We start from the raw sequence: 12,547 nt of genomic DNA on the forward strand, positions 1-12,547 counted from the left end.
CCCCCCGGTTGCCGCAGGGCGGCCGGGTTTTATTTCGTTTTCATTTTGCCAACAGGTTATGTCATGACACGCCGCAATTTACCCCTCATTCTCCTCTTCAACTTACTGGGCGTTGCGCTGTTCCTGTCCTGGTTCCTGCCGGCCAATCACGGCGGCTGGTTTACCCTGGACTCGGCGATCTTTTTCTTCTTTAACCGCCATCTGGCCACCGACCCGGCGTTTTTGCACCTGGTCGCCATCACCAACAACCGCGCGTTTGACGTGATTTCGCTGCTCGCCATGGGCCTGCTGTATTTGTACTTCTACCTGAAGCAGGACGCCGCCGGCCGCCGCCGCCTGGTGATCACCGGCGTGGTGATGCTGCTGACCGCCGTGGTGCTGAACCAGCTTGGCCACCTGCTGCCGGTGAAGCATCCGAGCCCCACCCTGACCTTCGACAATATCTATCGCGTCAGCGAGCTGACCGGCATCCCCACCAAGGACGCTTCCAGCGACAGCTTCCCCGGCGACCACGGCATGATGCTGATTATTTTTTCCTGCTTTATGCTGCGCTATTTCGGCCGCCGCGCCTTCGCCGTCGCCCTGCTGATTACGCTGCTCTTCTCATTGCCACGCGTGATGATTGGCGCCCACTGGTTTACCGATATTGCCGTCGGCTCGCTGTCCGTGGTGCTGGTTGGCGCCAGCTGGGTGCTGATGACGCCTTGCAGCGACTGGATCGTCGATCGGTTGAATCGCCTGTTGCCCGGCAAGCATCGCCCCGGCCAACCATAACTTGCGTCTATGACTCATGCCGGGAGGCGCTCGCCTACCGGCCTTAATCCCTTCGCTGAGCGCAAAATATCGTCACCGCCCGTTAACGCTTTTGCAACCTGATTTCACGCCAGATTCATACATCGGACAATTGGCGTTTTTTATATGAAGATTTACATTATGTTACATCACAAATTCATATAAAAAAGACGGGAAAAAGGCTCGCAATCCCCTATTTGTTCCGGTAATCTCAGATGCGTTTGTGCCTGGTTTAAGTCGAATCAGTATGGAATCCGATAAAAATGTGCGTTCTCGCACGTTTTCAACGGTAACTGGTTGTCGATGCAACAGGTGCGGACTAGGCTCGTTTCGTTTGGCATTTTTCAGGTAGCGACTTTCGTCGTTAAGGACTTCAAGGGAAAACAACAACAATGGTCAAATCTCAACCGTTTCTGAGATATTTTTTGCGGGTAGTCCCTGCAATTGCCGCTGCGGTTATGCTCTCCGCATGCAGCTCGACTCACACTTCGAACTTGAATAACGCACAAACTGAGATGCGTGCAGTTAATGACAAAGACGGTCTTTTACTGCAAGCCTCTCAGGATGAATTCGAAGCGATGGTCCGCAACGTTGACGTCAAGTCAAAGATTATGGATCAGTACGCGGACTGGAAAGGCGTTCGCTACCGTTTAGGCGGTGACAGCAAGCGCGGCATCGATTGCTCGGCGTTTGTTCAACGCACCTTCCGCGAACAGTTCGGCATGGATTTACCGCGTTCTACCTATGAACAGGAAGATCTCGGCAAGAAAATCCAGCGCACCAAGCTGCGCGTCGGCGATTTGGTGCTGTTCCGCGCAGGTTCCACCGGGCGCCATGTCGGCATCTATTTAGGCAACGATCAGTTCGTTCACGCCTCCACCAGCAGTGGGGTCATGATTTCCAAGCTGACCGATAACTATTGGAATAAACGTTATCGAGAAGCGCGCCGGGTGTTGACCAACGGTTAACGGCGCAATGCCTTGAAGATCCTGAATACCAAACGAGCGATAAGCGCCGCCTACGGGCGGCGTTTTTTTTGGTTGTCTAACAGATATCATCAAGATTGCTCCCTGCCTTATCGCCATCTTTCTCCGCTTAACGCTGCCGCACGCCATTATTTTGATAAACTGTTGGCAGGAAATCGCGCCATCGAGGAAAAACTCGCCTATTATCGTCAGATGACGGCAACGGCGCCCCGGCGTTATTTAAAACGTTTCCGCTTAAAATAGGCGCATTATATTTCTGTCGGCGACGCCGCATATTTAAACAACGCCGCCGGTTGGTACGGGATAAAAAGGCAAAAATGAAAAAAAAGCCGTTGGCACAATCCATTAAATGGCTGCGCGACACCCCTGACGCCCTGTTGCAGAGGACTCGGTTATGGGCTTGAAAAGAGCTTTTGCCCGCAGCGTGTCTCACCGACAGCGCAGCCTGGCTAAAAGCGGCGTCGCCGCCCTGGTATTTTTTACGCTCTTCACCGCGGTCACGCTTTCTTTGATTAACCACCAGCGCACGCAATATCAACATAAGGTCGAAGCGCGCACGCAAAAGTTCACGCTGGGTTATATCTCGCACCTGAAGACGGTGATGCAGCAAATGATGCCGCTGCTGGCCAAGCCTTGCCTCTCAAGCCAGTCGGACATTACCTACCAAGCGGCCTTTACCAGTGGCGTGCGCACCTTCCTGTTGGTGAAAGACGGCTACGCCTATTGCTCTTCCGCCACCGGCGACATGATGTTGCCGATGAAAAATCTCTACCAGGATATCGACTGGAATCTGCCCCTGGATCTCAAGCTGCAGCAGGGCACGCCGATCGTGCCGAACAAACCGGCGGTTGCAGTTTGGCTGCGGCATCCCGACGAAAAGGCCACCGGCATCCTCGCTACGCTGGACATCGATCTGATGCCCTATCTGCTGTTCACCTCGCACGACGAACAGGCGCCGGGCATCGCCATCGTGATGGGCAACCGCGCGCTGACCACCTTCAGCCCGAACCTGATGCCGGTCGATCAGTTGCCGAAGGGCAAGGCGGATAAACTGACGCTGCCCAATCTGCCGCTGACCATCCTGTTCTACAACGAGAAACTGACCCCCAACGACATTCGCCTGACGCTGCTGGGCAGCCTGGTGCTGTCATTGATGATCGGCGTACTCTGCTATTACATGCTGCTGCTGCGGCAAAGCCCGGAACGCGCGCTGCTGCGCGGCATCAAGCGCAACGAGTTCTTTATCGAATACCAGCCGGTGTTCCATACCGACAGCAACAGCATCGGCGGGCTGGAAGCGCTGATCCGCTGGCAGCATCCGATCGAAGGCCGCATCCCGCCCGACGTCTTTATCCCCTACGCCGAAAGCAACGGGCTGATCGTGCCGCTCACCCGCCACCTGTTCAGGCTGATCGCCGAAGATGCGCCGCAGCTCGCCAAAGCGCTGCCGCGGGGAGGCAAGGTCGGGCTCAACATCTCCCCCGCCCACCTGAGCGCGCCGTCGTTCCACCAGGACGTGTATGAACTGTTGACGCAGCTGCCGGGCGATTACTTTACGCTGGTGTTTGAAATCACCGAGCGTGGCATGGTGGAAGAAGAGAGTGCGCTGGCGGAGTTTGACTGGCTGCACAAACAGGGCATCGAGATCGCGGTGGACGATTTTGGCACCGGGCACAGCGCGTTGATCTATCTTGAGCGCTTCACCATGGATTACCTGAAGATCGATCGTGGCTTCGTCAACACCATCGGCCAGGACACGGTCACCGCGCCGGTGCTGGATGCGGTGATCTCGTTGGCGAAAAAGCTGAAAATGCTGACGGTGGCCGAGGGCGTGGAAACCGCCGAGCAGATGCAGTTCCTGCAAGAACACGGCGTTAACTTCATGCAGGGCTACTACTTCAGCAAGCCGCTGAGCATCGACAATTTCGTCGCTTACTGCAATGCTCATCAGGTCTTTGATTATCAGGCAAAAAAATAGTTAATCTTTAAGCATCTTTACCCTGCGCTCACCCGAAGAATGTTATGCTGGGCGCAGGTTGTACTTTATTCCACAGCAGGAGCTTACCGTCCGATGTCCGTGCGCATTTTCGCTGCTCTGGTGCTCTCGGCACTGAGCTTCGGTCTGCAGGCCGAAGCCCTCAACGAAAGCTACGCTTTCGCCCTTCTCGGTGAACCGAAATACGCCACCGACTTCAGCCATTTCGACTACGTCAACCCGGCGGCGCCCAAGGGCGGCGACGTGCGGCTGGCGGCCATCGGTACCTACGACAACTTCAACCGCTTCGCCACCCGCGGCGTGCCCGGTGCCCGTACCGAACAACTGTACGATACCCTGTTCGCGACGTCCGACGACGAACCCGGCAGCTTTTATCCGCTGATTGCCGAATCGGCTCGTTATCCCAGCGATCTGCGGTGGGTCGAAGTGGATATCAACGCGCGCGCCCGCTTTCAGGACGGCAGCCCGATCACCGCCGCCGACGTGGCCTTCACCTTCAATAAATTCATGACCGAAGGCGTGCCGCAGTTTCGCTCTTATTACAAAGGCGTCACGGTCAAGGCTATCTCGCGTTTGACGGTGCGTATAGAGTTTCCGCAGCCGAACAAAGAGGCGATGCTGTCGCTATTCGGCAGTCTGCCGATCCTCCCGGCTGCTTTTTGGCAAGGGTATAAGCTCAATGAGCCGCTCAACATCCCGCCGCTCGCCAGCGGCCCGTATAAAATCGGCGATTACCGCCTCGGCCAGTACATCACCTACCAGCGAGTACGCGACTACTGGGCCGCCAACCTGCCGGTGAACCGCGGCCGCTATAACTTCGACAGCATTCGCTACGATTATTACCTGGACGACAAAGTGGCGCTGGAAGCCTTCAAGGCCGGCGCTTACGATTTCCGCATCGAGCCGTCGCCCAAAAGCTGGGCCACCCAGTATCAGGGCGGCAACTTCGCGCGCAACTACATCATCAAGCAGGACGAGACCAACCAGGCGGCACAGAATACCCGCTGGCTGGCATTCAACATCCAAAAACCGCTGTTCGCCGATCGTCGGGTACGGGAAGCGATTGGCCTGGCTTTCGACTTTAACTGGATGAACAAGGCGCTGTATTACAACGCCTATCAGCGCGCCGACAGCTATTTCCAAAACACCGCCTACGCCGCCCGTAGCTACCCGGACGCCGCCGAACTGGCCTTGCTGGCACCGCTCAAAGGCCAGGTGCCGCCGGAGGTGTTCACCAGCATCTACCAGCCGCCCTCCTCCGACGGCAGCGGCAACGATCGGCAAAACCTGCTGAAAGCGACCCAACTGCTGAAAGAAGCCGGTTGGGTGGTCAAAAATCAAAAGTTGGTCAACGCCAAAACCGGCCAGCCGTTCACTTTCGAGCTGATGCTGCTGAGCGGCAGCAACTTCCAATATGTGCTGCCATTCCGCCACAACCTGCAGCGATTGGGCATCGAGATGCAAATTCGCGAAGTTGACGCCTCACAGTACACCCGCCGCCTGCGCGAACGCGATTTCGACCTGATGCCGACGGTCTATCAGGCGATGCCGTTCCCCACCGCCAACTTGCAAATCATTTGGGATTCGGAGTACGTCAACTCCAGCTACAACACCCCTGGCGTCAAAGATCCGGCGGTCGATAGCCTGGTCAGACAAATCGCCGCCCATCAGGGCGACGAAAAGGCCCTGCTGCCGCTCGGCCGCGCACTGGACCGGGTGCTGACCTGGAACAACTACATGCTGCCGATGTGGTACTCCAACCACGATCGCTACGCCTATTGGGACAAGTTCTCCACGCCGCCGATCCGCCCGGCCTATGCGATCGGCTTCGATAACTGGTGGTACGACGTCAACAAGGCGGCGCGTTTACCGGCTCAACGGCAATAAGGAGTCGGAATGGCGGCCTATCTGATACGCAGACTGTTACTGGTGATCCCCACGCTGTGGGCGATCATCACCATCAACTTTTTTATCGTGCAAGTTGCCCCCGGCGGCCCGGTCGATCAGGCCATCGCCGCCATTGAGCTGGGGCATGGCAGCGGTTTTGGCAGCGGCGGTGTCGGCGAAGGCCTGGGCCATGTTCGAGCCGGCGTTCCCGCCGCAACCGAAGGACAATACCGCGGTTCACGCGGCCTGGATCCGGAGGTGATCGCCGAGATCACCCAACGTTACGGCTTCGATAAACCGCTGCACGAGCGCTACTTCACCATGCTGTGGAACTATATGCGCTTCGACTTCGGCGACAGCCTGTTTCGCGGCGCTTCGGTGATGCAGCTGATCGGCCAGAGCCTGCCGGTCTCCATCACGCTGGGCCTTTGGAGCACGCTGATCATCTACCTGGTGTCGATCCCGCTCGGCATCCGCAAGGCCGTCCACAACGGCAGCGCGTTCGATACCTGGAGCAGCACGCTGATCATCATCGGCTACGCCATTCCGGCTTTCCTGTTCGCCATCCTGATGATTGTGCTGTTCGCCGGCGGCAGCTACCTCGACTGGTTCCCGCTGCGCGGCCTGGTCTCCAGCAACTTCGACACCCTCTCGTGGCCGGCGAAGATCGCCGACTACCTGTGGCACATCACGTTGCCGGTGCTGGCGACGGTGATCGGCGGCTTCGCCACCCTGACCATGCTGACCAAAAACTCGTTCCTCGACGAGATCCGCAAGCAGTACGTCACCACCGCCCGCGCCAAGGGGCTGGATGAGAAAAAGATCCTGTACCGCCACGTGTTCCGCAACGCCATGCTGCTGGTGATCGCCGGTTTTCCGGCCACCTTTATCAGCATGTTCTTCACCGGCTCGCTGCTGATTGAGGTGATGTTCTCGCTCAACGGCCTGGGGCTGCTGGGCTACGACGCCACGCTGCAGCGTGACTACCCGGTGATGTTCGGCACGCTGTATATCTTCACCCTGATCGGCCTGCTGTTGAATATCCTCAGCGATATCACCTACACCCTGGTCGATCCGCGCATTGACTTCGAGGCCCGCCAATGAGCCGCCTTAGCCCGATCAACCAGGCGCGCTGGGCGCGCTTTCGCCGCAACCGCCGCGGCTACTGGTCGCTGTGGATCTTTTTGGTGCTGTTCACCCTGAGCCTGGCCGCCGATCTGATCGCCAATGACAAACCGCTGTTGGTGCGTTATGAAGGCCGGCTGTACCTGCCGTTTATGATTAGCTACAGCGAAACCGCCTTCGGCGGCGAACTGAATACCGAAGCCGACTATCAGGATCCGTTCGTGCAGCGGCAGATCGAACGGCACGGCTGGGCGGTGTGGGCGCCGATCCGCTTCAGTTACGACACCATCAACTTCGCCACCGAAGTGCCCTTCCCCTCGCCGCCTTCGCGTCACAACCTGCTGGGCACCGACAGCAACGGCGGCGACGTGCTGGCCCGGGTGCTGTACGGTTTTCGCATCTCGATGCTGTTCGGCCTGGCGCTGACGCTGTTTTCCAGCCTGATCGGCGTGTGCGTCGGCGCGACGCAAGGGTATTACGGCGGGCGTTTCGATCTGTGGGGGCAGCGCTTTATCGAAGTGTGGTCGGGCATGCCGACGCTGTTTCTGATCATTCTGCTGTCGAGCATCGTCCAGCCCAATTTCTGGTGGCTGCTCGGCATCACCATCCTGTTCGGCTGGATGAGCCTGGTGGGGGTGGTGCGCGCCGAATTCCTGCGCACCCGCAATTTTGACTACATCCGCGCCGCGCGCGCCATGGGCGTGCCGGATCGCGTTATCATGTCCCGCCATATGCTGCCCAACGCCATGGTGGCGACGCTGACCTTCCTGCCGTTTATCCTGTGCGGCTCGATCACCACCCTGACGTCGCTCGATTTCCTCGGTTTCGGTCTGCCGATCGGTTCGCCGTCGCTCGGTGAGTTGCTGCTGCAAGGCAAAAACAATCTGCAGGCGCCGTGGCTCGGCATCACCGCCTTCCTGGTCTTGGCGGTGCTGCTGTCGTTATTAATCTTTATCGGCGAAGCGGTGCGCGACGCCTTTGACCCCAGCAAGGCGCATTGATATGGCCACTCCTTTGCTCGCTATTCAGGATCTCAGCATCGCCTTCCGCCAGGGCGACACCGTCACGCCGGTGGTCAACGAACTCTCGCTGCAAATCGCGCCGGCGGAAACGCTGGCGCTGGTGGGGGAATCCGGCTCCGGCAAAAGCGTCACCGCCCTGTCGATACTGCGCCTGCTGCCCGCGCCGCCGGTGGTTTACCCTGCCGGCGACATTCTGTTCAACGGCGACTCGTTGCTGCATGCGCCGGAAACGGCGCTGCGCAAGGTGCGCGGCAATCAGATCGCGATGATCTTTCAGGAACCGATGGTGTCGCTTAACCCGCTGCACACCATCGAGAAACAGCTGGCGGAAGTGTTGATGCTGCACCGCGGCCTGCGGCGCGATGCCGCGCGCGCGGAGATCGTCGAATGCCTGGAGCGCGTCGGCATCCGTCAGGCCAAAAGCCGGCTGCAGGACTATCCGCATCAGCTGTCCGGCGGTGAACGCCAGCGGGTGATGATCGCCATGGCGGTGTTGACTCGACCGAAACTGCTGATCGCCGACGAACCCACCACCGCGCTCGACGTCACTATCCAGGCGCAGATCCTGACGCTGCTGCAAGAATTGAAACGAGAGATGGACATGGGGCTGCTGTTTATCACCCATAATCTGAATATCGTGCGCCGCCTGGCGGACAACGTGGCGGTGATGCGTCAGGGGCGCTGCGTGGAGCAAAACGCCCGCGCGCGGCTGTTCAGCCGGCCGCAGCATCCTTACACGCAGCAGCTGCTGGCCGCCGAAGACGTCGGTGAACCGCTGCCGTTGCCTGCCGCGGCCAACGGGCGCCCCGGCGACGAGCGGCCGCTGCTCAAGGTGGAGAACCTGCAGGTGCGCTTCCCCATTCGCCGCGGCCTGCTGCGCCGCACGGTGGATTATCACTATGCATTGAAATCATTGAGTTTCGAGCTGCGCGCCGGGGAAAGCGTGGGGCTGGTGGGGGAATCCGGCTCGGGCAAAAGCACCACCGGGCTGGCGCTGCTGCGCCTGTTGGCCTCGCAGGGCGCCATCTGGTTCGACGGCGAACCGCTGCACCCGCTCACGATGAAGCAGATGCTGCCCTACCGCAGCCGGATGCAAATCGTCTTCCAGGATCCCTATTCCGCCCTGAACCCGCGCCTGAACGTGCAGCAGATCATCGCCGAGGGGCTGGAAGTGCACCAGCAGCTTAGCGCCGAGCAGCGGGAACAGCGCGTGATCGAGGTGTTACAGGAGGTCGGCCTGGATCCGCAGCTGCGCCACCGCTATCCCACCGAGTTTTCCGGCGGGCAGCGCCAGCGTATCGCCATCGCGCGCGCGCTGATCCTGCAGCCGCAGCTGCTGATCCTCGACGAGCCGACCTCTTCGCTGGATAAATCGGTGCAGGCGCAGATCCTGACGCTGCTGAAATCGCTGCAGCAACGTCACCGGCTGGCTTATCTGTTCATCAGCCATGACCTGCAGGTGGTGCGTTCGCTATGCCACCAGGTCATCGTGCTGCGACAGGGAGAAGTGGTTGAACAGGGAGACTGTCGGGCGATTTTCGCGGCGCCCGCCGCCGACTATACCCGTCAACTGCTGCAGTTAGCGGATTAGCGGCGAATTCAGAAGGGGTACTGCGCGCTGAGCGGTTCGGCGATCGCGGCGCCGACGTTTTTGAGGCGGCACATGGTGGCGCTCTCGTCGCTGCGCTGCACGAACAGGCAAGGCTCTCCTTCCCATTCGACAATCGCGCAGTCGACCTGAATCTCCTGCAGCGACAGATTGAGCTGTTGCATTACCTGCCAGGCCTCGGCCCCTTCATGGCTGAGCAACTTCAGCCCAATCAGGTTGTTATCTTCGTCTATTCCGTTAAACGGAATCGGTTCGACCTTCACGCCGGTGAAACCGGATAGCCAACGATAACTTTGCGGCAAGCGATGCACTACCGAAAGTTGGATACTCTCCACATGAAATCCCTAGTTTGAAAAGGTGAAACACTTTTACCTGACAGGGTTACTAAGTTATAGCCGTTGACTCCCGACTCTGCCGCGCACAAATGTTATTTAAATGTAAATTTTGCCGCAAACCATTAACCTGACCCCGTGCTTGCCGATGCCGCGCCATTTTTTGGCGCGCCGTGCGGTGTTATTTCACGGCATTTTGCGACTCAGCTCGCATTTTTGCGTTATATGTAACCCTTTCCCGCAGCGATCTCAACTCTTTTTTCTTGCAATGCGACTACTTTTCCGTCGCCATATTTTTACATTGAAGAAACATTTCACCCGCCACGTTAGCGCAGCCTCTCCTGCTAATGCCTTGATTTACATCAATCCTAATACAAACCACTCGCGCGGCGCAGCCGACAGAACGCCGCACCTCCCGGGGAATATCGGGCGGCACGATGGCGGAGTTTTTTAACAAAAAGCACACAGATGGGAAAATGACCGATTAATTAGCAGGCATATATTTAGCAACAAATTATTCATTGCCGGTTGCACCCTGAAATGGCAGGGCGCAACCCCATGACGCTGCGGGGCGAAACGCCCCGAGTCGGGAGAACGTCAGGCTGCGCGATCGCGCGGCCGGCTGGCGTAAACGTAGAACAGCACCGCCACGATGCTGCACAGCGCCATCGAGGTGACCATTGGCCAGGCGCTTTTGCCCGGCGCCATCGACAGCACCGCCCCCACCAGCGCGCCGATGCTAAAGCGCAACGTGCCGGCCAGGGAAGACGCGGTGCCCGCCATATGCGGAAAATCATCCAGGATCACCGCCATGGCGTTGGAGGAAATCATCGCGATGCACCCCAGGTAGACCGCTACGCCGATCACCAGCGCCCAGAAGCCCAGGCCGACGGCGCTTACCGCCAGCAGCCACAGCCCCATCGCCAGCTGCACCAGCAGCCCCAGCTTGAACATCTTGACCGCGCCGAACCGCCGCACGTTGCGGCTGTTGATCAGCGTCGTCAGGAACAGGAAGACGATGTTCAGCGCAAAATAGTAGCCAAAGTGCTGCGGCGAAACGTGGTTCAGTTCGATGTAGACGAACGGCCCGGCGCTGAGGAACGAGAACATGCCCGCAAACGAGAAGGCGCTGGCCAACATGTAGCTCAGCACCCGCTTGTGGCGGAACAGCGAACCGAAGTTGCCCAGCGTGGTGCGCAGGTGGAACCGCTGACGCCGCTCTTTCGGCAGCGTCTCCTTGATGAACAAGGCCACCAGCAGTGAACCGATCAGCGCCGCGGCACCCATGGTCCAGAAGATGGCGTGCCAGCTGAACCACAACAGCAGCGCACCGCCGATCATCGGCGCCAGCAGCGGCGCGATGGTCATCACCAGAATGACGAACGACATCATGCGCGAGAACTCATCCTTGGTGAACATGTCGCGCATCAGGGCGTTAATCACCACGCTGGCGGCGGCGGCGGCCAGACCGTGCAGGAAACGCAGCCCGATCAGCTGATCGATAGACTGCGCCATGGCGCAGGCGCAGCCGGCGATGGCGAAGATCAGCGTTCCCCACAGGATCACCGGCTTGCGGCCGATGCTGTCCGACATCGGCCCATAGAACAGCTGCCCGAAGGCAAAGCCGAGCATATAGGCGCTGAGCGTCATCTGCACGCTGCCGGACTCGACGCCAAACTGGGCGGCGATCACCGGCATACTGGGCAGGTACATGTCGATCGCCAACGGCATCAACATGGACAACAGGCCCAGAATGAAAATCAAACCGAGATGAGAGGTTCGGTTCTGTTGCACGTTCCACGACTCCTTAATCGGCCGCAATCAATGATCGGTTATCAGTCCTGCAGGTGCGGCGCGCCCACGCTGGCGATCTCTTCTTCGGTCAGTGGGCGGTATTCGCCCGGCGCCAGATCGTCATCCAGCACGATGGCGCCGATGCGCTCACGGTGCAACTCGATCACCCGGTTGCCGACGGCGGCGAACATCCGCTTCACCTGGTGGTAGCGCCCTTCGCTGATGGTCAGGCGCACCACGCGCTCGTCGACCTGCTCCAACGTCGCCGGCCGCGTCAGATCTTTCTCGTTGTGCAGTTGCACCCCTTCGGCGAAACGCTGCGCGGTGTCTTCCGCCAACGGGTGCTCCAGCGTGACCAAATAGGTTTTCTCGCAGTGGTGGCGCGGCGACGTGACGCGGTGCGACCACTGGCCGTCGTCGGTCATCAGCACCAGCCCGGTGGTGTCGATATCCAACCGCCCGGCGGCGTGCAGCTTGTACGCGACCGGCTCATCGAGGAAATACAGCACCGTCGGATGATCGGGATCGTCGGTGGAGCAGACGTAGCCCTGCGGTTTGTTGAGCATGAAATAGCGCGGGCCGTTCTGCTGCTGCAGCGGATTGCCGTCGAACGCCACTTCTTGCTCCGGGGTCAGTTTGATCGCCCCGCTCTTCACCACCTCACCGTCAACGGTGACGCGTTTAGCCCGAAGTTCGCGCGCGACCAGCGCACGGCTGATGCCTAACTGCTGAGATAAAAACTTGTCCAATCGCATGGGATCTGCTTTGCCTGTCGTTGTTATGATCGCATTGATCGTATTGCCAAAATATGACGCCCGCCGTTGCACCGGGTGCAAATGGCAGGTTCAGGGGGGAAATCGCGTGGGGGAACAGCGATTGCTGTCACACGAGTATAACGGCACAACGCGTTGCCCGACAGGGGTAATTTTCACGCTTCTCGCACCGCGCGCGCGCAGAAGGCATAATAATGGAAATTTTTCGGCCGCCCGGGCGTAAAATGTCAC

11 protein-coding genes are annotated in these 12,547 nt (G+C 59.0%); 8 read left to right on the forward strand and 3 right to left on the reverse strand.

The features are described from left to right. Window positions 1-63 precede the first annotated feature (63 nt). The 8 genes from ACJ8IM_RS03290 (at window position 64) to yejF (ending at window position 9,399) form a co-directional block, all read left to right on the forward strand. Window positions 64-774, forward strand: a complete 711-nt coding sequence (locus tag ACJ8IM_RS03290) for a phosphatase PAP2 family protein (RefSeq protein WP_033653795.1) — start codon at window positions 64-66, stop codon at window positions 772-774. Between the two features lie 410 nt (window positions 775-1,184). Next, on the forward strand, window positions 1,185-1,760 hold the full coding sequence (mepS, locus tag ACJ8IM_RS03295; protein WP_033635277.1) for a bifunctional murein DD-endopeptidase/murein LD-carboxypeptidase: 576 nt from the start codon (window positions 1,185-1,187) through the stop codon (window positions 1,758-1,760). A 12-nt stretch (window positions 1,761-1,772) separates the two neighbouring features. Then, a complete protein-coding gene (locus ACJ8IM_RS03300) occupies window positions 1,773-2,021 on the forward strand; it encodes a hypothetical protein (RefSeq protein ID WP_125460721.1) in 249 nt (82 codons plus the stop codon). 151 nt (window positions 2,022-2,172) lie between these two features. Continuing rightward, a complete protein-coding gene (locus tag ACJ8IM_RS03305) occupies window positions 2,173-3,756 on the forward strand; it encodes a cyclic di-GMP phosphodiesterase (RefSeq protein WP_033648009.1) in 1,584 nt (527 codons plus the stop codon). Between the two features lie 93 nt (window positions 3,757-3,849). Next, window positions 3,850-5,661 carry an extracellular solute-binding protein gene (locus tag ACJ8IM_RS03310; protein ID WP_033653794.1) on the forward strand — a complete coding sequence of 604 codons (1,812 nt, stop codon included), beginning with the start codon at window positions 3,850-3,852 and terminating at the stop codon, window positions 5,659-5,661. A 9-nt stretch (window positions 5,662-5,670) separates the two neighbouring features. Then, window positions 5,671-6,765, forward strand: coding sequence for a microcin C ABC transporter permease YejB (locus tag ACJ8IM_RS03315; RefSeq protein WP_033653793.1), 1,095 nt, complete (start codon window positions 5,671-5,673; stop codon window positions 6,763-6,765). Further along, window positions 6,762-7,787, forward strand: coding sequence for an ABC transporter permease (locus ACJ8IM_RS03320; protein ID WP_015378535.1), 1,026 nt, complete (start codon window positions 6,762-6,764; stop codon window positions 7,785-7,787). The genes ACJ8IM_RS03315 and ACJ8IM_RS03320 overlap by 4 nt, the downstream gene beginning before the upstream one ends. Before the next feature lies 1 nt (window position 7,788). Further along, window positions 7,789-9,399 carry a microcin C ABC transporter ATP-binding protein YejF gene (yejF, locus tag ACJ8IM_RS03325; protein WP_033653792.1) on the forward strand — a complete coding sequence of 537 codons (1,611 nt, stop codon included), beginning with the start codon at window positions 7,789-7,791 and terminating at the stop codon, window positions 9,397-9,399. Between the two features lie 8 nt (window positions 9,400-9,407). On the opposite strand, the gene ACJ8IM_RS03330 is transcribed toward yejF, so the two are convergent. From ACJ8IM_RS03330 to rsuA, 3 genes are all read right to left on the reverse strand, one after another. After that, the gene (locus tag ACJ8IM_RS03330) at window positions 9,408-9,752 is read right to left on the reverse strand and encodes a YejG family protein (protein WP_004935763.1); all 345 of its coding nucleotides are present in this window, start codon (window positions 9,750-9,752) and stop codon (window positions 9,408-9,410) included. 594 nt (window positions 9,753-10,346) lie between these two features. Next, entirely contained in the window at window positions 10,347-11,543 is a 1,197-nt protein-coding gene (locus ACJ8IM_RS03335) for a Bcr/CflA family multidrug efflux MFS transporter (RefSeq protein ID WP_025303559.1), read from the reverse strand. A gap of 41 nt (window positions 11,544-11,584) precedes the next feature. Continuing rightward, window positions 11,585-12,298 (reverse strand): 16S rRNA pseudouridine(516) synthase RsuA, encoded by a 714-nt coding sequence (gene rsuA, locus ACJ8IM_RS03340; protein ID WP_033648013.1) that lies wholly within the window; start codon window positions 12,296-12,298, stop codon window positions 11,585-11,587. Window positions 12,299-12,547 lie beyond the last annotated feature (249 nt).

The organism is Serratia sp. CY33525, assembly GCF_052169115.1.
Lineage (GTDB): Bacteria > Pseudomonadota > Gammaproteobacteria > Enterobacterales > Enterobacteriaceae > Serratia > Serratia sarumanii.

Bases quoted from the DNA above. Each gene is read 5' to 3' on its own strand.
- ACJ8IM_RS03290 (WP_033653795.1), top strand. From the start codon at position 64: ATGACACGCCGCAATTTACCCCTCATTCTCCTCTTCAACTTACTGGGC.
- ACJ8IM_RS03310 (WP_033653794.1), top strand. From the start codon at position 3,850: ATGTCCGTGCGCATTTTCGCTGCTCTGGTGCTCTCGGCACTGAGCTTC.
- mepS (WP_033635277.1), top strand. From the start codon at position 1,185: ATGGTCAAATCTCAACCGTTTCTGAGATATTTTTTGCGGGTAGTCCCT.
- ACJ8IM_RS03305 (WP_033648009.1), top strand. From the start codon at position 2,173: ATGGGCTTGAAAAGAGCTTTTGCCCGCAGCGTGTCTCACCGACAGCGC.
- ACJ8IM_RS03320 (WP_015378535.1), top strand. From the start codon at position 6,762: ATGAGCCGCCTTAGCCCGATCAACCAGGCGCGCTGGGCGCGCTTTCGC.
- ACJ8IM_RS03315 (WP_033653793.1), top strand. From the start codon at position 5,671: ATGGCGGCCTATCTGATACGCAGACTGTTACTGGTGATCCCCACGCTG.
- yejF (WP_033653792.1), top strand. From the start codon at position 7,789: ATGGCCACTCCTTTGCTCGCTATTCAGGATCTCAGCATCGCCTTCCGC.
- rsuA (WP_033648013.1), bottom strand. From the start codon at position 12,298: ATGCGATTGGACAAGTTTTTATCTCAGCAGTTAGGCATCAGCCGTGCG.